This is a genomic window from Ochrobactrum sp. XJ1, from assembly GCF_024701725.1.
GTDB lineage: Bacteria > Pseudomonadota > Alphaproteobacteria > Rhizobiales > Rhizobiaceae > Brucella > Brucella anthropi.
The window spans coordinates 237826-264037 of the sequence record NZ_VDGD01000010.1; the positions used below are offsets into that span (position 1 = coordinate 237826).

Sequence of the window (26212 nt, forward strand, 5' to 3'; positions counted from 1 at the left end):
CTAGACGATGGGCGCCTGCTGGTGTGAGTGGGCTTATATTCAGGAAGGTTCTGACTCGCAAGCCCCAAAAAACACTTTTCTGAAAAAAATCGAATGTACTGCAAAAATGGGGGAAACTTCGGCGGGTGGATTCCTTATTTCCTTGAATATAAAGACAAAAGAAAAAGCCGGATCATATGATCCGGCTTCCGTGTATCCTTGGGACGCCTCTTTTTTAGCCCTTGCAGCGCCAGTTCCAGTCGCGTTCCGGCCCAACGTCGACGTGAACCGAAGTCGTGTGGCAATAGGTGCCGACGCCGCCACGTCCCGACATGGACCGGGCGAAGCGAGCGACTTCCCACTTGGAAACGCCGTCGATCTGAATATCTGCGGCTGCACAGATCATATGGAGCGATTTGCGGGCACCATTGACTTTCCGGTTATAGGACGGGCTGCGATAGCCCGAAGTTACCATTACCGGACGGCGGAAATGCCGCTCCATGGTTTTCAGCATGGATACGAGTTGCGGCTTGAGACAGGCAACATCGACGGTCTGTCTTTGTACTTTCAGGCCATTGGGCGCAAGGCGGGCAAGACCCGGAGCCGAAGCAAGTGTTACGCTCGCAAATTCATCATCTTCGTTCGCGTCAATATCGCTATCGTCATAAAGACTGTTGCGATGCTTGATTTCAACGCCGCCATTGGGGCGCACGCCCGGCAGCGAATAATTGTATTCATGCTTCGCAGATGGCGAAACCGGTTTGGCGACAGCAAGCTTCTTGTTTTCGGTTCTGTCTGAGCGTTTTCCGGTCGATTCGTCCGAGAAAAGTCGGGATATGCTGCCTTGCGAAGCCGTTGGGCGCTGCGGCGAGGCGTAAGCGCTCTTCGTGGAGCCGAACAATGAAGCGACCTGAACGGGCTTTTCAGCTTCGGCAGGTTTTGCCGCTGCGGTTTGCTGTGTTTCTGCAGCTTCGGCAGGCTTTTCGTCCTTTGCCGGTTCCTGCTGCTTTTTCGTGGTTTCGGCTGGAGCGGCTGCCGCAGGTTGTTCTGCGGCTTGCGCAGGTTCAGGTTCAGCGGGCTTGTTGCCACCGAACATGCCGAAAAGCGATGAACTCTTCGGCTGCTGCGGGGCGAGGGCTGCTACCTGTGCGGGCTGTTGTTCCGTGGCCGTTGCAGTCTCGACCGGTTTTGCCTGCTCTTTATTATTGGTGTTTGTCGCTTCAGCCACTGTGGCGGGTTTAGTTTCGCCCGGCTTGGCTTCGGCCTTTTTCTCTTCTGTCGACGGAGTTGCAGCCGTCGCTTCTGCGGCAGCTGTCTGATCGGCGGCACTTTGCAATGTGTCCGCAATCATGGAGCCACCGGTTGCAGAGGTCATCTGGAGCGGTTTGCCGTCAAGGCCTGTACCGGTTGACGTGCAGGACGCGACAAGAAGCGCAAGCAAAGCCACGCTGCCTGAAAGAAACCTGCCGGTGGTCCGGTGTGTAGAATGCGCAAATTTCAACAGTCTGCTCCAGCTCGATTTCCCTGACCAGTTTGGCGACCCGAATCCATTCGGGCCTACCTGGTTTCGGGAGATCGGCTCTCCCGTGCGAGGCTGACATCATCCCTGATGGCTATCGTCCCCACAGCTCCCGACTGTTCGTGCCGGGAAAGAAATTCAGAAATATCAGCGTGTTATGATGGTCACTTCAGAGTTATGACTGTCATTTCGCTGTATTGGACAAATCACCTGATTGGCAATTGGTTACCAATTTTTAAGTTTTTTAATCGCCGAGCGCAACTATTGATGCACATTTAGAGTTAAAAGACTTCACAGTCCGTGCGGAATATTCGACAATAACGAAATATTACTTTATGTAACCATTGGTTACATTCGCCGTTCCTATCCGTCGCGCACGATAGTCTGCGAGCCCTGATCCGGCTTCACGGCAAGGCGAATTTCCGATTTACATCACTCACTTGTTGACAGGGTGCCTCGACTTGGTGCTATCCCTTCGCAATTGCTTTATCTTTGTCTGGTGTTGTGGCCAACGGCACCTTATGCGGCATTAACCGGGAACAGAAACATGACCAATCGCACGCGGCAGATCGCCAATCTTTTGCTGGCAGCAACGGCGGCGGCGATGCTCACGGCATGCGCGGGCGGAAAAGAGTTTCAGGGTACGCCGCAGGAAGGTGCTTCGCGCACCGGTGTTTTCCCCACATTCGGCCATATGCCGAAGGCTGCGACCACGCAGATCACCGCAGAAGAAAAGCAGCAGCTTACAACCAAGCTTGATGCCGACCGCACGCGTCTGGCGGCATCCAGAGGCACTGGCGCCGGCTTCACGCCCGCCGAGGCTGCGAGCTTGCGTCAGCAGGCGCAGCAGGAAACGGACGCTACCCTGAAACAGATCGAAAGCGGGGAAGAGTAAATCCTCTTCCTTGGTTTTTTGGCGCGCATCTTATCCGAAAACCGTTTCACACTTTTCGGGATGTGCTCTAAAGACGAAATCCGCGTTCTTTGACGCGGCAACACGTCTCGACCCGATTCGAGAACAGGTGTATAGCTCCATTGCGGCGCATACGCGCCATTACGTTCAACCCTCCACTGGAACAGGATCATGTCGGAAGAATTCCATAAAGTCCGTCGTCTGCCCCCTTATGTCTTTGAACAGGTCAATCGTCTGAAGGCATCGGCGCGAGCGGCGGGTGCCGACATCATCGATCTGGGCATGGGCAACCCCGATCTGCCGACCCCGCAGAACATTGTCGACAAGCTGTGTGAGGCCGTGCAGGATCCGCGCGCGCATCGTTACTCCTCATCCAAGGGGATTCCGGGGCTGCGTCGCGCGCAGGCACAATATTATGCGCGCCGCTTCGGTGTGAAGCTCAATCCCGATACGCAGGTCGTTGCCACGCTCGGTTCCAAGGAAGGTTTCGCCAATATGGCGCAGGCCATCACCGCGCCGGGCGATGTGGTTTTGTGCCCGGACCCGACCTATCCGATTCACTCCTTCGGCTTCATCATGTCGGGCGGGGTGATCCGTTCAGTTCAGGCCAAGCCGGATGATACCTTCATTCCGACACTTGAGCGCGGCGTGAAGCACTCGATCCCGAAGCCGATCGCATTGATCCTGAATTTCCCGTCCAACCCGACGGCCTATGTAGCAACGCTTGATTTCTACAAGGATGTCGTCGCATTTGCGCGCAAGCATGACATCGTCATCCTGTCGGATCTAGCCTATTCGGAAATCTACTTCGATGGCAATCCGCCACCGTCGGTGCTGGAAGTGCCGGGCGCCATGGATGTGGCGGTGGAGTTCACCTCCATGTCGAAGACGTTTTCCATGCCGGGCTGGCGCATGGGGTTTGCGGTTGGCAATGAGCGCCTGATCGCGGCTCTTACCCGCGTGAAGTCCTATCTCGACTATGGTGCGTTCACACCAATCCAGGTTGCCGCGACGGCAGCGTTGAATGGTGACGGTTCGGACATCGCCTATGTGCGCAATGTCTATAAACAGCGCCGCGATGTGCTGGTCGAAAGCTTCGGTCGGGCGGGCTGGGATGTTCCGCCGCCAGCGGCAACCATGTTCGCCTGGGTTCCGATCCCTGAACGCTTCCGTCCACTGGGTTCGCTCGAATTTTCCAAGCTTCTGGTCGAGCAGGCCGATGTGGCCGTTGCGCCGGGCATCGGTTTTGGCGAACACGGCGACGATTATGTGCGTATCGCGCTGGTCGAGAACGAACATCGCATTCGTCAGGCCGCGCGCAACATCAAGCGGTTCCTCTCCACCAAGGATGAGAACCTGCAGAATGTGATACCGCTCGAAGGTCGTCGCGGATAATATTTCAAAAGGCTACGGGCGGCATCATGCAGCCCGTGGCATCTCACCCGATAAGCCACTCCATACAGAAGGTCGATATAATGAGTGATGCATTACGGATCGGCGTTGCCGGGCTCGGCACCGTTGGTGCTTCGGTGTTGCGTATCCTGCGTGACAAGTCCGAAATGCTCACGCGCCAATGCGGCAAGCCCGTAACGGTTACGGCGGTCAGTGCCCGCGACCGCACGCGGGACCGCGGTATCGATCTTTCCGGTATTGCCTGGTTCGACGATCCGGTGGAACTGGCCAAATCTGCCGATATCGACGTTTTCGTCGAGCTGATCGGCGGTGAGGACGGCCCGGCCAAGGCTTCCGTGGAAGCAGCTCTGCGCGCCGGTCGCCATGTCGTCACCGCAAACAAGGCCCTGCTTGCGCGCCATGGCGTTGCGCTTGCCAAGATCGCCGAAGACAAGGGCGTTCTGCTCAATTTTGAAGCGGCTGTTGCGGGTGGCATTCCGGTCATCAAGGCGATGCGTGAATCGCTGACCGGCAATACGGTTTCGCGCGTCTATGGCATCATGAACGGCACTTGCAACTATATCCTGACCCGGATGTGGGAAGAGGGTATTTCGTTTGAAGACTGTCTCAAGGACGCGCAGCGCCTCGGTTATGCTGAAGCTGATCCGACGTTCGACATCGAAGGTAATGATACGGCGCACAAGCTGGCGCTCCTGACCAGCCTTGCCTTTGGTACGCAGATCGCTGCCGACGATATCTATCTGGAAGGCATCAGCAATATCTCGCTGGCCGATATTCGCGCCGCTGATGAACTCGGCTATCGCATCAAGCTTCTGGGCGTCGCGCAGAAGACCGATACGGGCATTGAACAGCGCGTGCACCCGACCATGGTGCCGACCTCGTCGGTCATCGCGCAGGTTCATGGCGTCACCAACGCCGTGGCAATCGAAACCGATCTTCTGGGCGAGCTTTTGCTTTCCGGTCCCGGTGCAGGTGGCAATGCGACGGCTTCCGCCGTGATCGGCGATGTTGCGGATATCGCCAAGAGCCGTCCGGGTTTCCAGCACGGTCCTGTGTTCGGTACGCCTGCCAAGGCATTGCAGCCTTACAAACGGGCCAAGATGCGCAAGCATGCAGGCGGTTACTTCATCCGTCTGACCGTCCTTGACCGCATTGGCGCTTTTGCGGCCATTGCCAAGCGCATGGCTGAAAACGATATTTCGCTGGAATCGATCGTCCAGCGTCCACCAATGGATGGCGCAGCCAACGAAGGCATCAAGACGGTCATCCTCGTCACGCATGAGACGACTGAAGCAGCCGTCAAGAAAGCGCTGGAAGCAATCCTCAAGGACGATCATCTGGTCGATAAACCGCAGATGATCCGCATCGAACGCGCCGGGTGAGAACCGGCGTGCCTGCCTCTCTTGCAGGTTGGATTCACCTTTGTTATGAAAGCCGGGTCGGATTTGATCCGGCTTTATTCGTTTCAAGAGACAAAACAGGAAAAGGAGGGCTGTATGATGTATGTGACGCGTCATGATCATCACCGTCAGCACGGCCCCGATTTTGCCCTGCATAAGTAACTTGTGCAGGGCGGAAAAAGACTGAAATCACTGTCTTGTTCTGCCTTTTCCTGAAGGCGCGGTCGTTGAACCGCTGCCGGACATTCGCCAGCACATCTATTCGTGTCACGGTTTGGAAACCGGACATTCGTGCGTGGCAGAATTGGGCTGATTGCCATGTCTCTTGTTTCTATCCAGAATCTTTCCCTGACCCTTCATGAACCTCTGTTTGCCAATCTCGATCTCGTCATAGGCGAGGGCGAGCGGCTTGGCATCGTCGCTGCCAACGGGCGCGGCAAGACCAGTCTTCTGCGTCTCCTTGTCGGGGAGGGCGATCCGACACTTGGCACCATCACGCGGTCGCGCGGGTTGAAGATCGGCTATGTCAGCCAGTATGTGCCCGAAAACCTGTTGAACCGCAGTTTCTATGAGGTCGTGCTGGATGGGCTTGACGAAGAAGAGCGCGATTATGAAAGCTGGCGCGCCGATATCGTGCTGGATGACCTCAACGTCACCGAAGAACTGCGGCAGCGCTCCATCGGGCAGTTGAGCGGCGGCTGGCAGCGGCTTGCACTTCTGGCGCGCGCTTGGGTTTCCGAACCTGATGTTCTTCTTCTCGACGAACCGACCAACCATCTGGACCTTGAAAAAGTGAGGTTGCTGGAAGACTGGCTGAATGCGCTGCCGCGTTCGGTTGCGGTGGTGGTCAGCAGTCACGATCGCGCATTTCTGGATGCGGTTACGAAGCGAACGCTGTTTCTGCGGGCGGAAAAATCACCGGTTTTCGCCTTGCCATATAGTCAGGCGCGTGTTGCGCTCGATGAAATCGACGCGGCCGATGCCCGGCAATTTGAAAAGGACATGAAAACAGTCCAGCAGTTGCGCAAGCAGGCGGCGAAGCTCAACAATATTGGCATCAATTCGGGTAGTGATCTGCTTGTGATCAAGACCAAGCAGTTGAAAGCGCGGGCCGACAAGATCGAGGAAAGCGCCAAGGCGGGGCATGTGGAGCGCTCAGCCGGCAAGATCATACTGAGCAGTCGAGGCAGCCACGCCAAGGCACTGGTTGTTCTCGATCAGGTCGAAATTGCCACGCCCGATAGGCGACTTCTCTTCAAGACAGGACAGCTTTGGATCAATCCCGGTGACCGAATTGTTCTGCTGGGGGCCAATGGCATGGGCAAGACCCGGTTGCTGACGCTCGTGCGCGAGGCCATCCTTGCGCCGGATCAGGCACAAGCCGGTATCAAGGCAACGCCGTCACTGGTGCTTGGATATAGCGATCAGGCCCTGTCGGAACTTCGCTCGAACTGGACGCCATTCGAGACGATTGCAAGAAGGTTCGATATTGGCGACCAGCGGACGCGATCCTTGCTGGCCGGGGCGGGCATGACGCTTGAAATGCAGGCCAAGCCGCTTGAACGCTTGTCTGGCGGGCAGAAGGCGCGACTTGCCATGCTGGTTCTGCGACTGACCAATCCGAACTTCTATATTCTTGATGAACCAACCAATCATCTCGATATCGAAGGTCAGGAAGCGCTGGAGGTGGAACTGCTGCGCAACGAGGCGGCGAGCCTGATCGTCTCGCATGACCGCAGTTTTGTTCGCAATGTCGGCAACCGTTTCTGGATGATCGAAAGAAAAAAGCTGGTCGAAGTGGAAACTCCGGAGTTTTTCTTTGATGGAATCGGAAGCTGATTGCCCGCAACATCTTTTGGTTGTTTAACAATTTCTGCAACTTCTGGCCGGGTGTGAGCGTTCACATCCGGCCCGGACATGAAACGAAGCGTGTATAGCTTAAATCGATTAAGAGTTTGAGCGTACATTGTTTTTAGCTCTATCGCCCTTGCGGGGGGCGGGGGACTTTGACAAAAGGTTTGCACAGTGTCGCTATAAGAGGCGGCAATCGCGGGCTTCATGCGCCGCGTCCACGCAATTCGAATTCAGGACTTTGTTCAAATGGCCAAGACCGCAGAGCAGCACCCCCACGGACTGGATCGCATTCTCACACTCGAACTGGTCCGCGTGGCCGAGCGTGCAGCGGTCGCCGCGGCGAGGCTGCGTGGCCGTGGCGACGAAATGGCTGCTGATCAGGCCGCCGTCGATGCCATGCGTCAGGAATTGAACCGTCTTCCGATCGCCGGAACGGTTGTTATCGGTGAAGGCGAGCGTGACGAAGCGCCGATGCTCTATATCGGCGAAGAAGTTGGCACCAAGCAGGGACCGGACGTCGATATCGCGCTTGATCCGCTGGAAGGCACCACGATTTGCGCTAAGAATCTGCCGAACTCGCTTGCTGTCATCGCGATCGCCGAGAAGGGCAATCTGCTTTATGCGCCTGATGTCTACATGGAAAAGATCGCCGTTGGTCCGGGCTACTCGAAGGGCGTCGTGGACCTTGATGCCAGCCCGACGGATAACATCATGTCGGTCGCCAAGGCGAAGGGCGTGAAGCCGAATGAAATCACCGCCTGCATCATGGATCGTCCGCGCCATGCCCGTTTGATCGAGGAAGTGCGGGCGACCGGCGCTGCCATCCGCCTCATCGGCGACGGTGACGTGGCCGGTGTGATGCATACGACCAACCCGGACGAAACCGGTATCGACATCTATATCGGTATTGGCGGCGCGCCTGAAGGCGTTCTGGCTGCGGCAGCGTTGCGCTGCATTGGTGGCCAGATGCAGGGTCGTCTGCAGCTCAATACCGATGAAAAGATTGCTCGTGCCGCGAAGATGGGCATTGCGGACCCGAAGAAGGTCTATTCGCTGGAAGAAATGGCCAAGGGCGACGTTCTTTTTGCCGCTACCGGCGTGACGGATGGCAACATGCTCTCCGGTGTGAAGTTTGCCCGCGACTATATCCAGACGCACACTATCGTCATGCGTTCAAGCTCGCAGACGGTGCGTGAAATCAAGGCAAGGCATCAGGATCTGTCCAAGTTCTAGGGGATTGCGCGAGAACGGTTCAGCCTAAATCTTGGCAGGATTGAGCGTAGAATAGTCAAAGGCGGCATTGCAAAAATGCCGCCTTTGTCATGTTCTCGTTATCTCAGGTTTTGGGCATAGACTGCAATGCTTTCAGAACCAGCTTTGTGATATCCGCGTGGATGTCCGCACGCGGACGGCGGGCATCGTCACTGCAAATGGGGTCTACCTCACCCGCAGATTTGAGCCGGTCTGCAGCGCCTTTCTTGCATTCGGGCAGAAAGCTGAAATGGGTTGCGCCAGCGACAGTGACATAAGTTCCCTGCGGTGTGATCGATGCCAGCTTATCGGCAACCACTCCCGTAGGGATTGTCTCAACTTCTCCAAGATTGATGAAGCTCATGGGAATTGAAATCGATGCAAGGCTTTGTGCATCGTAAGCTTGCGCGAGGCCGGGGTCGATCATTATGGCTGACGCGATGCGGCGGTCGAGATTGGATTGCTCGAAGCGGCTCTTGTCCACTGAGCGCAGATCGACTTTATCGACTTTTATCTGCTTATCATCTCGGTAGCCGATGCCGCCAGCATACCATGCGCAGTCCCACTTGCCGTAGGTGTCGCAATAACGGGCATAAGCTTCGAGATTGGCTCTTGCCCCCGCAATTTCCATTGCTGCGGCGCCGCCGAGCGAGAAGCCGAGAACGCTAATCTTGTTTTTGTCGATTATTCCGCTCCATGCGGGATCTGTAGTCATCGTATCGATTACTGCTGACAGGTCGCCTGTGCGTTGCCAGATTTTCGGCGTGTCTTGTGGGGTGGAATCACCGCTGGTCGTGCCGGGGTGATTGGGGGCCGCGACGATAATGCCTGCCTTGACTAGTTCGGTTGCAAGCCAGGCCATACCCTGAGCGCGGCCGCCGGAGCCATGCGACATGACAAGCAGTGGGAAGCTACCCTTTTCCGGTGTGGCGTCGATTACAGCCGGAGCGCCTTTGAAAATTATATTGTCCCCGATAAGGGTAGCTTTGCCATCGATTGCGGCTGGGTACCATACACTGACTTCAAGATTGCGGCCCGGTTCAGCGCCGCTGATTTTGATTTCTCGCTGGCCGACATCATGGGCCTGGCTGGGTACGGCGATAAAAAGGGTGAGAAGGGCGCTGACGATATGAAAACGAAACATGGTTATCTCCCGTGGTTGACAGAACACGGAAAACGTCACCTGTTTTCGCGAGAGTTGCGTCCTTAATCATGATTCAGGTCGTTTCTAATCGCGATTTCGGCCATGATCGGTTGTCTGCATATTGATCGTGTGTGCTTTATGATTTTCATTCCTTTGCCATTCGTCTCCACACTTTTGCTTCTGTTACTGCTGGCCGTATTGCTGCACCGTTTCGGTTGGAACGGAGCGAACCGCCCCTTCCTTTTCGTGTTGGGATTGAGTGCCTTGCAATCCCTCATTGTAGGACTGCGCTGGGGCTATGGCGTTACGGAACTCCGCTATGTTTTACCTGTTCTGGCCAGTTGTTTGCCGGGGCTGACGCTCACGAGTTTCAGAAGCCTGATCCATCGGGATGAAGCAGGCGATAACGTTCTTGGCTGGTTTCACGTGTTGCCGCCATTTGGTGTTGCTGCACTTGTATATTTTGCACCGGGTCTGATCGATCTGGCGCTGATTGGACTTTACGTTGGCTATGCATTTGCCCTGTTGTTGCTTGGGCGCTCAGGTCCAGATGCATTGGATGCGGCACGCCTGGATAGTGCGGTGGCAGCGCATCGGGCTCTTGTGATTGCTGCTGCATCGCTGTGCCTTTCTGCCTTGTTTGATCTGGTGGTGGTTCTGGATTTCCAATGGCAGAAAGGCGATTCTGCGGCTGCGATCATCGGCAATGGCAATCTATTGGGTCTGTTTCTCATCGGCCTGACAGCGTTGGTGGCAGCCCGCGCGAAAGTCGCGCCGGAACTGGATTTCGAAACAGCACCACCCGAACCAAACGCGGAAGCGGATCGCAATGTTCTGGACAAGATCGAAGCGCTCTTGACTGAACAAAGACTTTTTCTCGATGAGAACCTGACGCTATCGCGGTTGGCGCGGCGCGCCTGCATTCCGACACGTCAAATATCGGGAGCCATCAATCGGCTGACAGGCAAGAATGTTTCCCGCTTCATCAATGACTATAGAATTGCCGAAGCTTGTCGGCGGCTTCAAAAGTCCGACACTTCTATAACGGCTGTAATGTTTGAATCCGGATTTCAGACCAAATCGAACTTCAATCGCGAGTTTCGACGGGTGACGTCGCTTAGTCCCGCTGATTGGCGAGATAAAAATCGTCTGTCTTGACCGTTTGCCGCCTTTTGTGTCTTTAGAAACTTATGACGACAGAGCGCTTTTTCCTCGGAATAAAACAATCCGCAACCGGACAGAAATGGGTAGACCGGCTTGGCCTGCGGGAGGCCAATACGGCGCTTGCCATTGCGCAGCATCACGGCATTTCCGATCTGGTTGCACGCGTGCTTGCCGGGCGGGGGGTGTCGGTAGAAAACGCGCCGGAATTTGTCGATCCGACGCTGCGCAATCTCATGCCCGACCCGGCGACGCTCACAGATATGGAAAATGCGGCAAGCCGTATTGCCGATGCCATTCTGCGTCGCGAGACCGTGGCCATTTTTGGCGATTACGATGTCGATGGGGCGTGTTCTTCCGCCTTGATGGCGCGTTTTCTCAAACATTACGGCATTCAGCACTCCATCTATATTCCCGACCGGATTTTTGAAGGTTACGGCCCCAATCCCGATGCCATGCGCGATCTGGTCGCCAAGGGTGCGACCCTTATCGTCACAGTCGATTGTGGCACCAACAGCGCACCGTCGATTACAGCCGCCAAGCAGGCTGGAGCGGATGTCGTCGTGCTCGATCACCATCAGGTCGGCGGCGATCTGCCTGAAGATGCGGTGGCTATCGTCAATCCCAACCGGGAAGACGATATTTCGCAGCAGGGGCATCTTTGCGCCGCAGGCGTGGTCTTTCTGACATTGGCACAGGTGACCAAAATCCTGCGTGAGCGCGGCAAGGGACCAGGCCCTGATCTTCTTTCCCTGCTCGATCTGGTGGCGCTGGCAACGGTTTGCGATGTGGTGCCGTTGACCGGCGTGAACCGCGCTTTCGTCGTCAAAGGACTGGTCGTTGCTCGGTCGCAGAGCAATGTCGGCCTTGCGGCTTTGGCGCGCGTTGCCCGCATTGGCGAACCGCTCAATGTCTTTCACCTCGGCTATCTCATTGGGCCGCGCATCAATGCTGGCGGGCGTATCGGCGATGCGGGGCTTGGCGCTCGATTGCTCACGCTGGATGATCCCGCAACCGCGGATCGTATTGCCGTGGAACTTGACCGGCTCAATCAGGAGCGTCAGGCCATGGAAGCCGAGATGCTTATGGAGGCGGAAGCGGAAGCTTCGCTGGAAATATCCGGCGGTGCGGGCGCATCGGTGATCGTGACGGCAAGTGACCGCTGGCATCCCGGTATCGTCGGGTTGCTGGCCTCGCGGCTTAAGGAAAAGGCCCGGCGGCCAGCCTTTGCCATTGCTTTCAACGCCAATGGTGTCGGATCGGGTTCCGGTCGGTCGATCATGGGGCTTGATCTCGGCAAGCTGGTGCGGGGCGCGGTGGAACGCGGGCTGCTCGTCAAGGGTGGTGGCCATGCCATGGCGGCCGGTATCACCATCGAGCGCGCAAATCTCGGCGCGTTGCGGGCTTATCTTGAAGAAGAATCGGCGCATATCGTTTCGCGCCTGCGCGAAAACCAGAGCCTGTCCATCGACGGTGCGCTGGCCGCATCGGGCGCAACAGTGTCGCTCTACGAAGCCTTGCAGAAGGCTGGGCCCTATGGTTCTGCGCATCCGCAGCCTATATTGGCGCTGCCGCATCATATATTGGCCGATGTGCGTGGCGTGGGGCGCGATCATGTGCGTGTCGCGTTGCGTGGCGCGGATGGAAAGCGCGTCAATGCCATCGCCTTCCGGGCGGCGGAAGGCGATCTGGGGCGCTTCCTGTTCAACAATATCGGTCAGAGCGTCCATGTGGCAGGCAATCTGTCACTAAATCATTGGAATGGCTCGGTCACGCCTCAGATACAGATTCTGGATGCCGCTTTGCCTGTTTAAAGTTTCGGGCTCGTTTGAAGGTTCTGGGTCCATTTGAAATTTCTGGATTTTTTGTCTTCACGCTCTTGTGAGGTGTGGGGGCGAATTCCCATATGAGCACTGATTTAAACATTCAGACATGACTCTAAGTGGGAGAAACCGATGCCGGGTTCCGGAAGCCGCCTGACCAAACTGACAGCTGCAATGGTATTAGGGCTGATTGCCTCTTTTGCTGCGGTCGATTTCGCCGAGGCTCGCCGTGCGGGCGGTGGCGGTTTCGGCAGCCGTGGCGCGCGCACTTATCAGGCGCCAGCGCCGACGCGCACTGCACCTAACAATGCCGCGCCGATGGAACGTTCGATGACGCCGAATACCGGCGCGACGCAGACCAACCGTCCGGGCGCAACAGGCACGCAGAATGCTGCGCAGGCACAGCGTTCCGGCGGTATGTTCGGTAACTTCGGTCGTTCCATGCTGGGCGGTCTTCTCGTCGGTGGCCTGATCGGCATGCTGCTCGGCAACGGCCTTGGCGGTCTTGCCGGCATGTTCGGCCTGTTGTTGCAGGTTGCGGTGATCGCGCTCATTGCGATGTTTGTCATGCGTATGTTCGCAAATCGTCGCCAGCCGGCAGCGGCGGGCGCCGGTAACACAGGCGCACAGCCTTTCGGTGCGGCAAAGACAGCAGCCCCGCAAGCTGGTTCACAGGCCGGTTTTGGTGGTCGTACGCCTTCGGTGAACCCGTTCGAGACCAAGCAGGCAGCCGCTCCGGTCACTCCCGCCGCTTCGGCGGTTGAAGATGAACCGATGGATGTCGGTCAAGAGGATCTGGATCGTTTCGAACAGATGCTTGCTGAAGTCCAGACCGCTTATGGCCGCGAGGATTATGCAGCGCTGCGCAAGCTCGCTACCCCGGAAGCCATGTCCTATCTGGCGGAAGAACTGGGCGAGATCGCTTCCAGCGGCATGCGCAACGAAGTGAAGGACGTCAAGCTTCTGCAGGGTGACGTTTCCGAAGCCTGGCGCGAAGGCGATGTCGAATACGCAACCGTTGCAATCCGCTATTCGGCGATCGACGTGATGCTGGATCGCAATACCGGCGCTGTCGTCGAAGGCAATCCGGATGAGCCGGTGGAAAGCGTTGAACTCTGGACGTTCACCCGCACGGATGGCGGTGAATGGCTTCTCGCAGCCATTCAGGGAACGGAATAACCGTTCAGAATTGAGAAAAAGCCCGGTCGTGAGACCGGGCTTTTTGTTTTACGCATGTCTTTTTCCCGAAACCGGCTTCCACTTTCGGGAGACATGGTCTGTTACCAGCTACCGATATTTTCGGCTGAAGCCCAAGGCTCCTGCGGCGCCAGACGGTCGCCCTTCTGGATCAGTTCGATGGAAATGCCATCGGGCGATTTGATGAAGGCCATGTGCCCGTCACGCGGCGGACGATTGATGGTGACGCCTGCATCCTGCAGCTTCTGGCAAGTGGTGTAGATGTCATCGACCATATAGGCGAGATGGCCGAAATTGCGGCCGCCCGTATAGGTCTCCGGATCCCAGTTGAAGGTGAGTTCCAGTTCCGGCGCCCGCTCTGCCTTCGCCCGATCCGTATCGGAGGGCGCAGCAAGAAAAATCAGCGTGAAGCGGCCTTTGTCATTTTCAGTGCGGCGGATTTCTTCAAGGCCGAGTTTGTTTACATAAAAATCGAGAGATTCGTCGATGTCGCGAATTCGGACCATCGTGTGCAGATAGCGCATAGTCTTTTCCTCGGCTGTTGTAATTCGGGCGGTTGACGTTCGGGAAACGCAAGGACATCGAATCCGATGTCGGAGGCCGAACGTCAAGTTATCATGGACAGAGTGACGTTCAAAAATTTTGAGCAGCAGATGTGACCGGAAATGTCCTGAACATGTCATTGCCAAATTGACGACCGGCCATATTTCAGGTGGTGGGTCAGTTTCAAACGCTGCTGTGCCGGGAAAAGTAACCATGAAGTTGTGAAGTCTGTGGTCTTCATGGGGACGGATGCAAGTTTGGGCTTGCCGCCTCCGGTTAAGGAAGTGTTATTCTTTGGACAAGAATCAGGTCGGAATCGCAACGGAAGAACAGAGGAGGGGCGAACGCATGGCGGACAAGTCTGTGTCTAATGACCAGTTTCACAGCCAGCACGCCTCGGAAGAGCTGGGCGATATCATCGAAGTCTCGGGCCATATCAAATGGTTCGACGTAGCCAAGGGCTACGGCTTCATTGTTCCAGACCAGCCGGGCCTTAATGACATTCTTCTCCATGTGACGTCACTGCGCCGCGACGGCTTCCAGACTGCTCTGGAAGGTGCACGCATCGTTTGTGAAGTTCGCAATGGCGATCGCGGCCTGCAATGTTTCCGCGTCCTGTCGATGGATACGTCTACTGCCGTTCACCCGGCGCAGATGCCGCCACAGCGCACTCATGTGACTGTTACGCCGTCGAGCGGCCTTGAGCGCGTGATCGTCAAGTGGTTCAACCGCACCAAGGGCTTCGGCTTCCTGACGCGCGGCGAGGGGACGGAAGATATTTTCATCCATATGGAAACGCTGCGTCGTTTCGGCATGATGGAGCTGCGCCCCGGTCAGGTCGTGCTTATTCGCTTCGGCGAAGGCGACAAGGGCCTGATGGCGGCTGAAATCCATCCGGATATCGGCACGGCAATCCCGGTTTCGCATTAGAGCATGTCTCCCGAAAGTGGGAACCGGTTTCGGGGTAAAGACATGCTTAAAAACAAATGGATAGAGCGGTTCCAATGATTCCGCTTTAACCAGAACGGATCTAGGGCGCGACCGTTAAAAGCGCGCCAAATTTCTCAATTCTTGTAACAAGCAGGTGAAGGCCGCTTTGTGCGGCCTGAGCGGTCTTGTCGTCACTCCGTCCCGTTGCTAGGTTCCAAGCCTGTTTGTTTACAAGCAAGTTTGTTTATCTGAGTGGGCAGGGTATGGGCCGCATTTTTCTCGCTTTTGCATTTGTTTTCTTCGCATTCGTTGCTCAGGCCGATGAGACACAGCCGATGCGGCTGCCGGTCGACAAGGAACCGCTGACATTCATTACCTCCAATGGCAACAAGGTAAATTTTGCGCTGGAAGTGGCTGAAAGCGACGATGCGCGTGTGCGCGGCCTGATGTGGCGCACGGATTTTCCCAAGGATCGCGCCATGATCTTCGTGTTCGGAGAAATGCGCCGTGTCATGATGTGGATGCAGAATACACCGTCGCCTCTTGATATGATTTTCCTTGATGACAAGGGACGCGTATCGGCCATTCACCAAAATGCGGTGCCATTCTCCGAAAATATCATTTCATCTGAAGTGCCGGCAGCGTATGTCGTGGAGGTTCTGGCCGGTACGGTTAAACGAACCGGGATAAAGATTGGTGACAAAGCGGTCCATCGTGTGATTTGTGGCGAATGCCGGTCGTGACGCTGCTGTAATAAAATCAAGAGGAATAATCAGGTGAGTGCCCTCGATATCGAATATTTCGAACATGACGGTTTGCGTCTGGCATATCGTCAGGACGGAGAAGGCGATCCGATCCTGCTCATTCATGGCTTTGCTTCTTCAAGTCTCGTCAACTGGGTTTCGCCCGGCTGGTTCCGTACGCTGACCGAAGCCGGATACCGCGTTATCGCCATCGATAATCGTGGGCACGGGCTTTCCGCGAAGCCCCACGACACAGACGAATACACGCCGACCAAAATGGCGGCTGATGCCGCAGCCCTGCTCGATCATCTCGGGATCGAAAAGGCGCATGTCATGGGCTATTCCATGGGCGCACGCATCACCGCATTTCTGGCGATTGAACACGCCGAGCGCGTTCATAGCGCTGTTTTCGGCGGGCTTGGCATCGGTATGGTGACTGGCGCTGGCGACTGGGAGCCTATTGGCGAGGCGCTGCTTGCAGAAGATCCGACCACGATCACCCATCCACGTGGGCAGATGTTCCGGAAATTTGCCGACCAGACGAAGAGTGACCGTATCGCCCTTGCAGCCTGTGTGATTACCTCCAAGGAGCTGGTTCCCGCCGCTGCGATTGCACGCATTATGCAGCCTGTTCTCGTGGCCGTCGGCACGACCGATGATATTGCAGGCAGCGCGCAGGAACTCGCCGATCTTCTGCCAAATGGACAGGCCGTCGATATTCCGGACCGCGACCATATGCTGGCCGTTGGTGACAAGGTCTACAAGCAGGCGGTGTTGCAGTTTTTGAAAGAAAATCCGCTCTGACGGGAATTTGATCTTGGACAAAGAGCGCGCCGACAGGGCGCGTCAAATTCGGCTGTGTCAAGGCAAACCATTTTAAGTTATGCTGCGCGCCGAACTCGTATTGCGGCGTGGGGACTGAGCGAAAGTTCGGCTGCCGTCTCCTCCTCGCGCGGTGCAAAACTGGAGTATGCATATGTCCGTTCGCACATCAGCGAAAGCGACCCCCGGTCTGGGGCAGGTCGATCCTATCTGGCATTCCATCCGTGCCGAAGCGGAGGAAGCCGCCAAGAACGATCCCGTATTGGGCACGTTCCTTTATGCGACGATCCTCAACCAGCCGAGCCTGGAAGATGCGGTCATGCATCGTATCGCCGAGCGTCTCGGCCATGCCGATCTGAGCGCCGATATTCTGCGCCAGACCTTCGACGCGATGCTGGATGCCAATCCGGAGTGGTCGCAGATTGTCCGCGTTGATATTCAGGCGGTTTATGATCGCGATCCGGCCTATAGCCGCTTCATGGACCCTATCCTTTATCTGAAGGGTTTCCATGCGATCCAGACCCATCGTCTGGCGCATTGGCTTTACCATGAAGGCCGCAAGGATTTTGCCTATTACCTGCAAAGCCGCTCGTCATCGATCTTCCAGACCGATATTCATCCGGCCGCACGGCTTGGCAGCGGCCTTTTCCTTGATCATGCGACCGGACTTGTGGTCGGCGAAACAGCGTTGATCGAAGACAATGTTTCGATTCTTCACGGTGTCACACTCGGCGGTACGGGGAAGTCGAGCGGCGACCGTCATCCGAAAATCCGTCACGGTGTGCTGATCGGTGCTGGCGCGAAAATTCTCGGCAATATCGAAGTCGGTCATTGCTCGAAAATTGCAGCCGGTTCGGTGGTTCTGAAGCCTGTTCCGAACAATGTCACGGTAGCCGGTGTACCGGCCCGGATCATGGGCGATACGGGTTGTGCCGAGCCTTCCCGCGTCATGGACCAGATGCTGGGCGAAGGGATTTAGGCGATACATCGTATCGTTGCAGCTTGAACAAGGCCGCTTGCTGGTTTTTTCCAGTATGCGGCCTATATTCTGTCTAAAGAGGCTATTGGACGCCAACATCCCTTGAGTCCCCGTTTATCGGGGGTTTACATAGGAAATTGCCGGGTGCAATAAACCGGCTCAATTCAATATCAGGAGAAGCCGGTTGAAACCCGAAGAACTCAAAAAACTGGACGCCTATTTCAAACGGACTTTCAATAATCCCGGCCTGCAGGTGAAGGCGCGTCCGCGCAAGAACGACTCCGCCGAGCTTTACCTCAACGACGAATTCCTGGGCCTGGTCTATAAGGACGAGGATGAAGGCGAACTCTCCTACAATTTCTCGATGGCCATTCTTGACGTCGATCTTTGATCAGTCACGGCAATCGCGTCGCGAACGACGCTGATGCCGGGCAGGAATGTTCTTTGACGCCCTTTCCTATGGAGAGGGCGTTTTGTTGTCCAGATATGACTCCAGATATGACTAATGAGGATTCATGAAGATCATCGCTGCTACGCTGGCCCTTTCTGTCATGCTGCCGTCAGTCGTCCGTGCGCAGGCTATCGAGGATGACGGAACCTGCCCGAAGCTCGCAGAGAACTTCAAAACCATCTATTTCGGATTTCCTGATATCAAAAAGGATTCCATCGCGCGGATCGCGAGCTGGAAAGCCTCTTGCGCGAGCAAGGCGCCCGTCGGCAAGGAAAATGTCGTCGCTTTATGCACCGCCCATATGACGAGCGAAGGCAGCGTTTTCTTCTGGATCAAGGCGGGCGTGGAATCAGAGCTGAGCGGTTATGAGATTTGCGATTATCCCTGAGAACGCCAGATAGTTTTGACCCTTGGGTGTCTTTATGAAATTCGGTTTTTCATTGGCCATGCTTTTGGTGGCCCTGTCCTTAGCGGCGCGCGCAGAAGTCCTCGGCACTATCGAAACCGGGCAGGACGATGGCTCACGATCGGTCATTGAGATCCTCGATGAACCGCAAAGCATCGGGAAATGCGACGGCGCTTATGCCGCCGCAGCCTATGTTATGGACCACAACTACTCGCTTCTCGCAGGAAAAGGATGCTGGAAGTTTCTTGGGTCGGCAGAAATACTAAAGCTGGAGATCGTGCTGGCTGCCACGGAGGAGCATCTTTTGAGCGGCGTTCCGCTCAGCCAGATCAAGTTCGCTGAAGACGGTCGCTCCAAATTTCAGTATCTGGTTGGGCAATAAAGCGTGTCGCGCTTTATCAATTTGAAAGGCACGCTTTAAGCTTTTGTTTTCAAGCATGTCTTTATCCCATCGTAGCGGGGATCAGAAATCAGTCCAGTGAACCGATTTCCCCGCGGAGGCGGTTCCCACTTTTAAGCAACATGCTTTGAGATCAGTCGATCTGTTTCGTATCGTTTCCCAGAAGATGCGCGTTCGCAAAATCGACGATCGCCTTGTCCAGTGACTTCCATTCGCCAAGCATGGAGCGGGGGAAGCGATAAAGTATCTGCAAGTCGCGGCCGAACTGGACGTCGCGCTCGCATGAATTGAAGCTTTCCGCACCGCTATCCGCAAGACATCGTGCAACGAATTCCGGCTTGCCGCTGCTCGGATCGGACAGGACGAGTTCCTCGCCCTTGTAACCGCTGCTTTCCAGAAAACGGTGTACCGTCAGGTTTCCGGGGGCGGTTTCCCCGTTCGGGTCTATCAGCTCGGCATAGATGGCCAGATAGCGCCCGCTCATGTCGCGGGACATGGTTCGCTGTTCGATAGACATGAAAATGAGATGCCGCTTCGAAGTGAGAAGGTTGAAGATGGCGCGGTCGCGTTCCGTATAGCCGGTAAGGCCCGGCCAGCGGGCATAAAGATCGAGACGCCTCGTCACCCCGTCACGTCGCTGGTTCGAAAAGCGGATCATATTGGCTGGAATCGACAGGACATTGTTGCCAATGATGATTTCATAACCGTGCGTGCTGTCGGAGTGTCCGCCGCGCGCAATCAGCGGGCCAAGCAGACGCCCGCCAACATTTACGGCAACCGAAAGCAGAATCAGGACGATAACCGCCAACAGCAGCCAGCCGAAGAGGCGGCTTCCCATTTTCGAGGCGGTGTAATCTGGTGCTGTTTCCATCTGGGTGTCATGGTGATGATATTGCAAAAGAATATCGGTCTTTTATGGTTAACAGAGCGTGAAGTCGTGCTTGTATGACTGCTTGAAACGGCTTAGCGATTCAATATCGAGTTTGCTGATGGAGGAAGAACATGCCGATCTATGCATATAACGGGCACAAGCCGCTATTCGCGGACCGCAGCAGCAACTGGATCGCGCCTGATGCGACCCTGATCGGCAAGATCGTTGTGGGTGAGAATGCCGGGTTCTGGTTCGGTGCCGTATTGCGCGGCGATAATGAGCCGATCACCATTGGCGATGACACCAATGTTCAGGAACACACCATCATGCATACCGATATCGGCTTTCCGCTCACAGTCGGTGCAGGGTGCACCATCGGGCATCGGGCCATACTTCATGGCTGCACCGTTGGCGACAACACATTGATCGGTATGGGAACCATCGTTCTCAACGGCGCGAAGATTGGAAAAAACTGTCTGATCGGGGCAGGGGCGCTTGTGACCGAGGGCAAGGAAATACCGGACAATTCGCTGGTCGTCGGTTCTCCTGCGCGAATCCTCCGGGAACTGGACGATGCTGCGGTCGAGAAACTCAGACTTTCCGCGGAGCATTACGTCGAGAAGGCCCGGTCTTTCATGCGTGGGCTGGAGCCGGCCTGAAAATAAAAAGGACGGGGCCAGAGGGAGACTGACGGCCCGTCCTTGTTTGTTTTGTCTTTTGGTTAGTTCTTGATGCTGCCGACCAAGAGTTCGCGGTCGCTCTTGATTGAGACCCAGCTACCGGTGTTCGTGGTCGACTGGCGCTTGAGATAGGTATAGTCGGTCTTGTTCCAGGCGAGAACGCGGGTATCGAGATTGTCGAGAATGAAGTCGCCACGGTCGGTGCGAACGGTCAGAACCGCATGGCCTTCACCGTTTGGCTGGCGAACCACTGTGAAAAGCAGCGTATTTGCCGGGATGCCGAGCGCCATCAGTTCACGACGCTTCAAAAGCATGTAGTCGTCGCAGTCACCGACTGTTGTCGGATATTCCCAGTATTCCTCGCGACCCCAGGCTTCCATATCGGTCATCGGCGCAATCTTTTCGTTGACGCTCGCATTGACCGCGATGATCTGTTTCCAGATTTCCGGTGTCAGCTTCAGCATATTGCTGTTGCGGCTGGTGATGTTGCATTCGGACTTGTAGCGATCGCAGAATTCGTAGTGGCCAATCGGCTGCGAAGTGCGTTCGCCGGTCGTCATCCACGGTGAATTGGAGGCGGGGCTTGCTGCCTCTGCCAGTCCGATTCCAAGCAGCATCAGGATGGCTGCGATGATTGTTTGTTTTGTCATTCTTTTGTCTCCCTGTTGGAGACCAAGATGACTTAGACAATTTGAAGGCACGCAAATTTGCGCGCGAAAATGCGAGTCAAATTCGATTAAAACTGCAAATAACGCTGAAACTTTTTGTCAACGAACGGACAAATTCAGGGCAAAATGGGCTGTTTTTGCGGCTTTTTCGTGAATGCGGGCATTTCGTGGTTTGCCATTCCGTAACCTTGACGCGCGTTCATCTTTTGGGCGGATGCTTTCAGCCGAAAAGATTGTCCAGCGTTGTGCTGGTCTGGATGGTGGCGAACTCGATTGCAAAGCCGCCTTGGAAATGACGGACGACAGTTCCCCGGATCGGTCCAAGCATGACGCCGCTCTTGATCGCGGGCTTGAACTCGCTTTCGATTGCCGCACCGGAAAGCGAAAGGTCCGCAATGCGGCACAGTCTTTGGGCGCCATCGGCAAAAGTAATGTTCTGCTGGGTCTTGCGTGGCACAACACGTTCGTGACGGCGATCTTCGGGCAGGGCAAGTTCGTGCTTGTTGGCAAGCCAGGTCAACTGTGCGGAAAGCTTGTCTTTCTTCTGTTCGGAGGTCGACAGGAGAATGTGGAAACCTTCGGATGTAACCTCGTTGGCAATTCCTTCAATCCGTCCCACGTGATCGATATAGGCGATGATCCGTTCGCCGTTGCGCGGCGTTGCAATTCCGCTCATCAGGGCAGTTCCGGGCGACATACGCTTGATGATGCAGGGAAATTCGCTGCGATTTTCCAGCATGTAGCGACCGTTGAGATCGACATTCACGGCGTTGAAATTTTCCTGCCGCACATTGCTTGCAGTAGATGCCGCAGCAAATCTATTCATCAAAGCCGATCCATCTCGAAATTGGGTACTCTTATTATCCGTCACAATACAGTAGCCGTCGATAAAGAGAAATCGCGATTTCAACCCTACGTCAGGCTTTGCCGCCCTTGATGACGCGCAATTTCGGAGCGGCGTGCTCCTGTGGCTGCGTCAGGCGAACATTCGTCCATTCCCGGCCTGTTCGGGGTGCATTCACCGTGATGGCAGCCGATTTTCGGATGTCATCCGCAAGAATCAGATCGGGCGCCACCGGGTCGATGGAATTCAAATGCCCGAGGACGATTGGATCGGCTCCGACCCATGCGACGGAATCAAGCACGGCGATGCTGCCAAGCAGGCTGATCTGCCCGTTTGGCGCCTCCAGCGGGGCGAGAAACATTTCCAGCCCGAGGCTTCGCCCGGACATGCTGATTCCCACATGCGATACGAGGGCAGGGACTTCCAGGCTACTTACATTTTCCGACAGTTCGCCAAGGGCTGCCCGGTCCCGCTCGGACCAGAGTGAGAGAAACCGTGTGTTCTTCAGTTCGCGACCGAAAAGGGTGCAGATGCGTGTTCCGGCCAGACGAAACGACAGGTCGCCGTCTTTTTCAGCCTCAAGGAAGAAGAGGTCGGATAGATGGCGCCCGAGCTTGCGCGGCTCGATCTGTTCGCGCATCGGCGCGCGAAAGAAACCGCTTTCAGTGCGGGCCAAGCGCTGCCATTCGGCGAAAATCGCGATCGTACTGCGGTGTTTCATCATGCGCCGTTGATTTGTCCGTTGCACGCGGAGGCTGGCTCCGCTGTTGAACGCATTAAAATAGTATTAACGGCGAGGATGCCAGTTTAACCCTTTCTTCATCCACCGGGCTCGTCCGTTAAGGTTAATAATAAGTAATGGTTGCACGGCACTGAAAGACGCGCTTTGATAGGGCATCAGACGAAGCCTTTGACTTGGTTGGCGTTTTTCTGAGCTCCAGATTTAATTTCGCGAAAGATTTCTGTTCGCGTGAAGGCCGACCGGGAACCTCCGTCGGCCTTTATTTTTAACAAATTCTGCCCTATCAACATGCATCGACCAGACGCAAAAGGCTCCTTCGGTCCAATTGCGGTGCTTCGCATAAAATAGAAAGCAGCAGTTCATGAGCGTTCCCCAGCCGGAAATGAACGGCAGTAACCGCCGGTCGGGCGGTAGTGAGCCGATGTTCAATATTCCGGGCGTTGTTCTCGCTCTGATTGGCCTCTGCGCCGCAGTCTATATTTATCAGAACTACCTCATCAGCGAGCAGCAGAACTATGAATTCATGCTGAACTTCGCGCTCGTTCCGGCGCGGTTCTCGCTGGCGGACGGGTTCACCGATCCCGCCGCACTTTTTACGCTCATCAGCTATTCCTTCATGCATGGCGGCTTCGCCCATATTGCCGTCAACATGATCTGGCTTGCGGCTTTCGGTTCCCCGTTGGCCGGGCGCATCGGTACCGGACGAATGATCGTTTTCTGGATATTCACTTCGGTGATTGCCGGGTTGACCCATTATGCGATCTATCCGGACAGCGTTTCGCCACTGGTGGGCGCATCGGGCGCGATTTCGGGAATGATGGGTGCAGCGGCGCGTTACGGTTTTCGTCGCATCGGCCATGGACGCAGATCGGAATTCGCAGGCCCCGTTCTTCCGGTGGGGCTGACCCTGACGCTGAAGCCCGTCCTGACTTTTGTGGGTGTCTGGTTCCTGATCAACATTATTACCGGTCTTTACTCGACTGGCGGGGCGGACCTTTCCAGCATTGCCTGGGAAGCGCATATTGGCGGCTTCATCGCCGGCTTTTTCGGTATTTCACTGATGGACCGCCCACGCAGCTATGATGCCGTGCTGAGGCGATAGGGTTCTGCACTCTTTTGGCTTTGACAAAGCCACCTCCTCATTTGATGCCACTTGCTAATCGGACGATCGAAGCGCACCATCATGGAACGTGGTGGGAGGAGCTGCGTTCTGCTTCATATGGCGTTTGAACGCCAGAAGCAGCGAGTGCTAAATCTTGGAGGGACTTGGCATGACCGTAAGATCGATTCTCGAAACAAAGGGCAGGGATGTAGTGGTTATCGCACCTGCCGATACACTATCCCATGCTGTCGCCATGTTGAACAAATACAAGATCGGCGCTCTGGTGGTGTGCGACGAGGCCGGTCGAATCAAGGGAATCCTGTCAGAGCGCGATGTGGTGCGTGCTGTTGCCGCTCAAGAAACCAAGGCCATGAGCATGCCGGTCACCGAGGTCATGACGGCAAAAGTGCAGGTTTGTCGCGAACATCACACGATCAATCAGGTGATGGAAATCATGACACGAAGCCGATTCCGCCATATGCCGGTGGAAGAACATGGCAAGCTCGTGGGAATCATCTCGATTGGTGACGTTGTGAAGCGGCGCATCGAAGATGTTGAGCGCGAGGCGGAAGATATTCGCACCTATATCGCCACTGCCTGAGAGTATTTCCAGCGAAAGTGCGAAGCGGTTTCGCGTAGGATAATGCGTACAAACAAAGAGATAGAGCGGTTCCACGCTTCTGTTTGAGCTGGAACCGCTCCGGGTCATCGCGATTCGATATCTGTATCTCCCGGCAGGACAACCGGCCGGGAGGCATTTCATTGAAGAGTCATACTCGAATCAACGTGCGCGCAGATATCGCTCAGCAGCATAAAGCGAGATTGCAGCCGCATTCGATACGTTGAGCGACTTGATTTCGCCCGGCATGTCGAGGCGGGCAAGCGCGGTGACTGTTTCGCGCGTCTTTTGACGCAGACCTTTGCCTTCTGCACCCAGTACCAGGGCGATTCGTCCGCCGGACAAGGTGGCTTCCATTTCCTGCGGCCCTTCCGAATCAAGACCGATGGTCTGGAACCCGAGGCTGTGCAGCTCTTCAATCGCTTCGGCCAGATTGCGCACTTCGATATGAGAGATCATTTCGAGTGCACCGGAGGCGGCCTTCGCCAGAACGCCGGTTTCCTGCGGGCTGTGACGGCTTGTCGTAATCAGCGCGCCAGCACCGAAGGCGACGGCTGAACGCATGATAGCGCCGACATTGTGCGGATCCGTCACCTGATCGAGAACGAGAAGCAGCGGGCTGTCCTTCAGTTCGGACAGTTTACGGGCGCGCAGCGGTTCAGCTTCTATCATGACGCCCTGATGGACGGCCTCGGAACCCGTTTCCTTGTCGATATCGCGCGGATCAACGATTTCGACAGGGAAGGGGAGAGATTCAGCCTCTCCGATCTCAAGTCGGGCGAATCCGTTTCGCGTCGCGCGCATGCGCAATATCTTGCGTTCCGGGTTTTCCACGGCGGCGCGGACTGTATGCAGGCCATAAAGCCGTACGGTTCCCTCAGTCACGGCGCTTGCCGAAATGGAAGGACGCTGCGGTTTGCGCGGTGATTTGCCTTCGGTCACGGCCTTCTGGTCGCGATGCTGGCGGCGCAGGCGCGCATAATGAGAATCTTTTGGGGTGCGGGGCGAGTTTTGATCGGTCATGGCGTGCTTATAACTCTTTAGGTGAGCGGAAGATAGCGACTTCACCTGTGATTGCTATCAGGCTGTTCTGATTGCAAAATAATCTCTGATGGCTGGAAAATCCTGAGAAATGCGGGCGTTTGAGCCTATGGAACAGGAGCGTGGAAGAGGATCTTTCCACGACGTTGTGGACGGACATGCATTCTTTTCGCTTTTACCCTGTTGACAGGGGATAAGCTTATCGTCATAAGGCCCCTCGCGGATCGACGGCTGGCCCAACAGTCAGCCAGAAGCCCCGCGGAAATGCCTAGTCGCTCGACTCTGCTGATAGTGATATCTGGAGGGATGCCCGAGTGGTTAAAGGGGACGGACTGTAAATCCGTTGGCTATGCCTACGTTGGTTCAAATCCAACTCCCTCCACCACTGTCGGATCAGAGTTAAGAGTGCGCGGGTATAGCTCAATGGTAGAGCAGCAGCCTTCCAAGCTGAATACGCGGGTTCGATTCCCGCTACCCGCTCCAAATTTTTCAGAGCGGTTTGGCGTGTAAGGAATCATCGACGGGCGGTTCGCCGTTCCGTTTTGGCATAAATGCTGGCCCGGAAGCCAAAAGGCTTTTGTGCTGGCGCTTGAGCGGTTCTAGAACAAAGAGAACAACGGCGATGGCAAAGAGCAAATTCGAACGTACGAAGCCCCACGTTAACATCGGCACGATTGGTCACGTTGACCATGGCAAGACGTCGCTGACTGCAGCGAT

Annotated in this window: 27 protein-coding genes and 2 tRNA genes; 21 read left to right on the plus strand and 8 right to left on the minus strand. The window is 55.7% G+C overall.

Features of this window, described 5'->3' with window-relative positions; genetic code table 11:
• Positions 1 to 214: 214 nt before the first annotated feature.
• Positions 215 to 1480, minus strand: coding sequence for a YcbK family protein (locus tag FG152_RS19390; RefSeq protein WP_010659875.1), 1266 nt, complete (start codon positions 1478 to 1480; stop codon positions 215 to 217).
• Positions 1481 to 2045: 565 nt separating this feature from the next.
• Between FG152_RS19390 and FG152_RS19395 the strand changes: the two genes are divergently transcribed.
• From FG152_RS19395 to glpX, 5 genes are all read left to right on the plus strand, one after another.
• Positions 2046 to 2393 carry a hypothetical protein gene (locus FG152_RS19395; RefSeq protein ID WP_010659876.1) on the plus strand — a complete coding sequence of 116 codons (348 nt, stop codon included), beginning with the start codon at positions 2046 to 2048 and terminating at the stop codon, positions 2391 to 2393.
• Between the two features lie 189 nt (positions 2394 to 2582).
• Entirely contained in the window at positions 2583 to 3806 is a 1224-nt protein-coding gene (locus FG152_RS19400) for an LL-diaminopimelate aminotransferase (RefSeq protein WP_010659877.1), read from the plus strand.
• 80 nt (positions 3807 to 3886) lie between these two features.
• Positions 3887 to 5206, plus strand: a complete 1320-nt coding sequence (locus FG152_RS19405) for a homoserine dehydrogenase (RefSeq protein WP_010659878.1) — start codon at positions 3887 to 3889, stop codon at positions 5204 to 5206.
• Positions 5207 to 5542: 336 nt separating this feature from the next.
• Positions 5543 to 7063, plus strand: coding sequence for an ABC-F family ATP-binding cassette domain-containing protein (locus FG152_RS19410; protein WP_010659879.1), 1521 nt, complete (start codon positions 5543 to 5545; stop codon positions 7061 to 7063).
• 261 nt (positions 7064 to 7324) lie between these two features.
• On the plus strand, positions 7325 to 8311 hold the full coding sequence (glpX, locus tag FG152_RS19415; RefSeq protein WP_010659880.1) for a class II fructose-bisphosphatase: 987 nt from the start codon (positions 7325 to 7327) through the stop codon (positions 8309 to 8311).
• A gap of 103 nt (positions 8312 to 8414) precedes the next feature.
• Here the strand turns inward: glpX and FG152_RS19420 are convergent, their stop codons facing one another.
• Positions 8415 to 9473 carry an alpha/beta hydrolase family protein gene (locus tag FG152_RS19420; protein ID WP_010659881.1) on the minus strand — a complete coding sequence of 353 codons (1059 nt, stop codon included), beginning with the start codon at positions 9471 to 9473 and terminating at the stop codon, positions 8415 to 8417.
• A gap of 138 nt (positions 9474 to 9611) precedes the next feature.
• On the opposite strand from FG152_RS19420, the gene FG152_RS19425 reads away from it, so the two are divergent.
• From FG152_RS19425 to FG152_RS19435, 3 genes are all read left to right on the plus strand, one after another.
• The gene (locus FG152_RS19425) at positions 9612 to 10631 is read left to right on the plus strand and encodes a helix-turn-helix domain-containing protein (protein ID WP_010659882.1); all 1020 of its coding nucleotides are present in this window, start codon (positions 9612 to 9614) and stop codon (positions 10629 to 10631) included.
• 32 nt (positions 10632 to 10663) lie between these two features.
• Positions 10664 to 12448, plus strand: a complete 1785-nt coding sequence (recJ, locus tag FG152_RS19430; protein ID WP_010659883.1) for a single-stranded-DNA-specific exonuclease RecJ — start codon at positions 10664 to 10666, stop codon at positions 12446 to 12448.
• 141 nt (positions 12449 to 12589) lie between these two features.
• Positions 12590 to 13636, plus strand: a complete 1047-nt coding sequence (locus tag FG152_RS19435; RefSeq protein WP_010659884.1) for a Tim44 domain-containing protein — start codon at positions 12590 to 12592, stop codon at positions 13634 to 13636.
• A 101-nt stretch (positions 13637 to 13737) separates the two neighbouring features.
• Here the strand turns inward: FG152_RS19435 and FG152_RS19440 are convergent, their stop codons facing one another.
• On the minus strand, positions 13738 to 14178 hold the full coding sequence (locus FG152_RS19440; protein WP_010659885.1) for a VOC family protein: 441 nt from the start codon (positions 14176 to 14178) through the stop codon (positions 13738 to 13740).
• A 367-nt stretch (positions 14179 to 14545) separates the two neighbouring features.
• Between FG152_RS19440 and FG152_RS19445 the strand changes: the two genes are divergently transcribed.
• The 7 genes from FG152_RS19445 to FG152_RS19475 all read left to right on the plus strand — a co-directional run bounded on the left by FG152_RS19445 (position 14546) and on the right by FG152_RS19475 (position 18910).
• Positions 14546 to 15127, plus strand: a complete 582-nt coding sequence (locus FG152_RS19445) for a cold-shock protein (protein ID WP_010659886.1) — start codon at positions 14546 to 14548, stop codon at positions 15125 to 15127.
• A gap of 263 nt (positions 15128 to 15390) precedes the next feature.
• Positions 15391 to 15870, plus strand: coding sequence for a DUF192 domain-containing protein (locus FG152_RS19450; protein ID WP_010659887.1), 480 nt, complete (start codon positions 15391 to 15393; stop codon positions 15868 to 15870).
• 33 nt (positions 15871 to 15903) lie between these two features.
• Positions 15904 to 16674: an alpha/beta fold hydrolase gene (locus tag FG152_RS19455; RefSeq protein WP_010659888.1), complete on the plus strand. Its 771-nt coding sequence runs from the start codon at positions 15904 to 15906 to the stop codon at positions 16672 to 16674.
• Between the two features lie 172 nt (positions 16675 to 16846).
• The gene (cysE, locus tag FG152_RS19460) at positions 16847 to 17671 is read left to right on the plus strand and encodes a serine O-acetyltransferase (protein WP_010659889.1); all 825 of its coding nucleotides are present in this window, start codon (positions 16847 to 16849) and stop codon (positions 17669 to 17671) included.
• Positions 17672 to 17855: 184 nt separating this feature from the next.
• Positions 17856 to 18062, plus strand: a complete 207-nt coding sequence (locus tag FG152_RS19465; RefSeq protein WP_010659890.1) for a DUF3126 family protein — start codon at positions 17856 to 17858, stop codon at positions 18060 to 18062.
• 124 nt (positions 18063 to 18186) lie between these two features.
• Entirely contained in the window at positions 18187 to 18510 is a 324-nt protein-coding gene (locus tag FG152_RS19470) for a hypothetical protein (RefSeq protein ID WP_010659891.1), read from the plus strand.
• 34 nt (positions 18511 to 18544) lie between these two features.
• Positions 18545 to 18910: a hypothetical protein gene (locus FG152_RS19475; RefSeq protein WP_029376086.1), complete on the plus strand. Its 366-nt coding sequence runs from the start codon at positions 18545 to 18547 to the stop codon at positions 18908 to 18910.
• A 151-nt stretch (positions 18911 to 19061) separates the two neighbouring features.
• Here the strand turns inward: FG152_RS19475 and FG152_RS19480 are convergent, their stop codons facing one another.
• Positions 19062 to 19799: a hypothetical protein gene (locus FG152_RS19480; protein ID WP_010659893.1), complete on the minus strand. Its 738-nt coding sequence runs from the start codon at positions 19797 to 19799 to the stop codon at positions 19062 to 19064.
• A gap of 131 nt (positions 19800 to 19930) precedes the next feature.
• Between FG152_RS19480 and FG152_RS19485 the strand changes: the two genes are divergently transcribed.
• Positions 19931 to 20458, plus strand: a complete 528-nt coding sequence (locus FG152_RS19485) for a gamma carbonic anhydrase family protein (protein WP_010659894.1) — start codon at positions 19931 to 19933, stop codon at positions 20456 to 20458.
• Positions 20459 to 20520: 62 nt separating this feature from the next.
• On the opposite strand, the gene FG152_RS19490 is transcribed toward FG152_RS19485, so the two are convergent.
• The 3 genes from FG152_RS19490 to FG152_RS19500 all read right to left on the minus strand — a co-directional run bounded on the left by FG152_RS19490 (position 20521) and on the right by FG152_RS19500 (position 22712).
• Positions 20521 to 21129 carry a transglutaminase-like cysteine peptidase gene (locus FG152_RS19490; RefSeq protein WP_010659895.1) on the minus strand — a complete coding sequence of 203 codons (609 nt, stop codon included), beginning with the start codon at positions 21127 to 21129 and terminating at the stop codon, positions 20521 to 20523.
• A 238-nt stretch (positions 21130 to 21367) separates the two neighbouring features.
• A complete protein-coding gene (locus tag FG152_RS19495) occupies positions 21368 to 21973 on the minus strand; it encodes a PilZ domain-containing protein (protein ID WP_010659896.1) in 606 nt (201 codons plus the stop codon).
• 91 nt (positions 21974 to 22064) lie between these two features.
• A complete protein-coding gene (locus FG152_RS19500; RefSeq protein ID WP_029376087.1) occupies positions 22065 to 22712 on the minus strand; it encodes a PAS domain-containing protein in 648 nt (215 codons plus the stop codon).
• A 382-nt stretch (positions 22713 to 23094) separates the two neighbouring features.
• Between FG152_RS19500 and FG152_RS19505 the strand changes: the two genes are divergently transcribed.
• Positions 23095 to 23835 (plus strand): rhomboid family intramembrane serine protease, encoded by a 741-nt coding sequence (locus tag FG152_RS19505; protein WP_010659898.1) that lies wholly within the window; start codon positions 23095 to 23097, stop codon positions 23833 to 23835.
• Between the two features lie 169 nt (positions 23836 to 24004).
• On the plus strand, positions 24005 to 24436 hold the full coding sequence (locus FG152_RS19510; RefSeq protein WP_010659899.1) for a CBS domain-containing protein: 432 nt from the start codon (positions 24005 to 24007) through the stop codon (positions 24434 to 24436).
• Between the two features lie 180 nt (positions 24437 to 24616).
• On the opposite strand, the gene rlmB is transcribed toward FG152_RS19510, so the two are convergent.
• Complete coding sequence (rlmB, locus tag FG152_RS19515; RefSeq protein WP_010659900.1) at positions 24617 to 25477, minus strand: 23S rRNA (guanosine(2251)-2'-O)-methyltransferase RlmB; 861 nt, start codon at positions 25475 to 25477, stop codon at positions 24617 to 24619.
• Positions 25478 to 25795: 318 nt separating this feature from the next.
• On the opposite strand from rlmB, the gene FG152_RS19520 reads away from it, so the two are divergent.
• The 3 genes from FG152_RS19520 to FG152_RS19530 all read left to right on the plus strand — a co-directional run.
• Positions 25796 to 25880 (plus strand) — tRNA-Tyr (locus FG152_RS19520).
• A 24-nt stretch (positions 25881 to 25904) separates the two neighbouring features.
• Positions 25905 to 25978: transfer RNA gene (locus FG152_RS19525), tRNA-Gly, on the plus strand.
• Between the two features lie 139 nt (positions 25979 to 26117).
• On the plus strand, positions 26118 to 26212 hold a 95-nt coding region (locus FG152_RS19530), incomplete at its 3' end, for a GTP-binding protein (protein WP_002972655.1).

Coding starts and splice junctions, on each gene's coding strand:
- FG152_RS19395 (WP_010659876.1), top strand. CDS start 2,046: ATGACCAATCGCACGCGGCAGATCGCCAATCTTTTGCTGGCAGCAACG.
- FG152_RS19400 (WP_010659877.1), top strand. CDS start 2,583: ATGTCGGAAGAATTCCATAAAGTCCGTCGTCTGCCCCCTTATGTCTTT.
- FG152_RS19405 (WP_010659878.1), top strand. CDS start 3,887: ATGAGTGATGCATTACGGATCGGCGTTGCCGGGCTCGGCACCGTTGGT.
- FG152_RS19410 (WP_010659879.1), top strand. CDS start 5,543: ATGTCTCTTGTTTCTATCCAGAATCTTTCCCTGACCCTTCATGAACCT.
- glpX (WP_010659880.1), top strand. CDS start 7,325: ATGGCCAAGACCGCAGAGCAGCACCCCCACGGACTGGATCGCATTCTC.
- FG152_RS19420 (WP_010659881.1), bottom strand. CDS start 9,473: ATGTTTCGTTTTCATATCGTCAGCGCCCTTCTCACCCTTTTTATCGCC.
- FG152_RS19425 (WP_010659882.1), top strand. CDS start 9,612: ATGATTTTCATTCCTTTGCCATTCGTCTCCACACTTTTGCTTCTGTTA.
- recJ (WP_010659883.1), top strand. CDS start 10,664: ATGACGACAGAGCGCTTTTTCCTCGGAATAAAACAATCCGCAACCGGA.
- FG152_RS19435 (WP_010659884.1), top strand. CDS start 12,590: ATGCCGGGTTCCGGAAGCCGCCTGACCAAACTGACAGCTGCAATGGTA.
- FG152_RS19440 (WP_010659885.1), bottom strand. CDS start 14,178: ATGCGCTATCTGCACACGATGGTCCGAATTCGCGACATCGACGAATCT.
- FG152_RS19445 (WP_010659886.1), top strand. CDS start 14,546: ATGGCGGACAAGTCTGTGTCTAATGACCAGTTTCACAGCCAGCACGCC.
- FG152_RS19450 (WP_010659887.1), top strand. CDS start 15,391: ATGGGCCGCATTTTTCTCGCTTTTGCATTTGTTTTCTTCGCATTCGTT.
- cysE (WP_010659889.1), top strand. CDS start 16,847: ATGTCCGTTCGCACATCAGCGAAAGCGACCCCCGGTCTGGGGCAGGTC.
- FG152_RS19470 (WP_010659891.1), top strand. CDS start 18,187: ATGAAGATCATCGCTGCTACGCTGGCCCTTTCTGTCATGCTGCCGTCA.
- FG152_RS19475 (WP_029376086.1), top strand. CDS start 18,545: ATGAAATTCGGTTTTTCATTGGCCATGCTTTTGGTGGCCCTGTCCTTA.
- FG152_RS19480 (WP_010659893.1), bottom strand. CDS start 19,799: ATGGAAACAGCACCAGATTACACCGCCTCGAAAATGGGAAGCCGCCTC.
- FG152_RS19485 (WP_010659894.1), top strand. CDS start 19,931: ATGCCGATCTATGCATATAACGGGCACAAGCCGCTATTCGCGGACCGC.
- FG152_RS19490 (WP_010659895.1), bottom strand. CDS start 21,129: ATGACAAAACAAACAATCATCGCAGCCATCCTGATGCTGCTTGGAATC.
- FG152_RS19495 (WP_010659896.1), bottom strand. CDS start 21,973: ATGAATAGATTTGCTGCGGCATCTACTGCAAGCAATGTGCGGCAGGAA.
- FG152_RS19500 (WP_029376087.1), bottom strand. CDS start 22,712: ATGAAACACCGCAGTACGATCGCGATTTTCGCCGAATGGCAGCGCTTG.
- FG152_RS19505 (WP_010659898.1), top strand. CDS start 23,095: ATGAGCGTTCCCCAGCCGGAAATGAACGGCAGTAACCGCCGGTCGGGC.
- FG152_RS19510 (WP_010659899.1), top strand. CDS start 24,005: ATGACCGTAAGATCGATTCTCGAAACAAAGGGCAGGGATGTAGTGGTT.
- rlmB (WP_010659900.1), bottom strand. CDS start 25,477: ATGACCGATCAAAACTCGCCCCGCACCCCAAAAGATTCTCATTATGCG.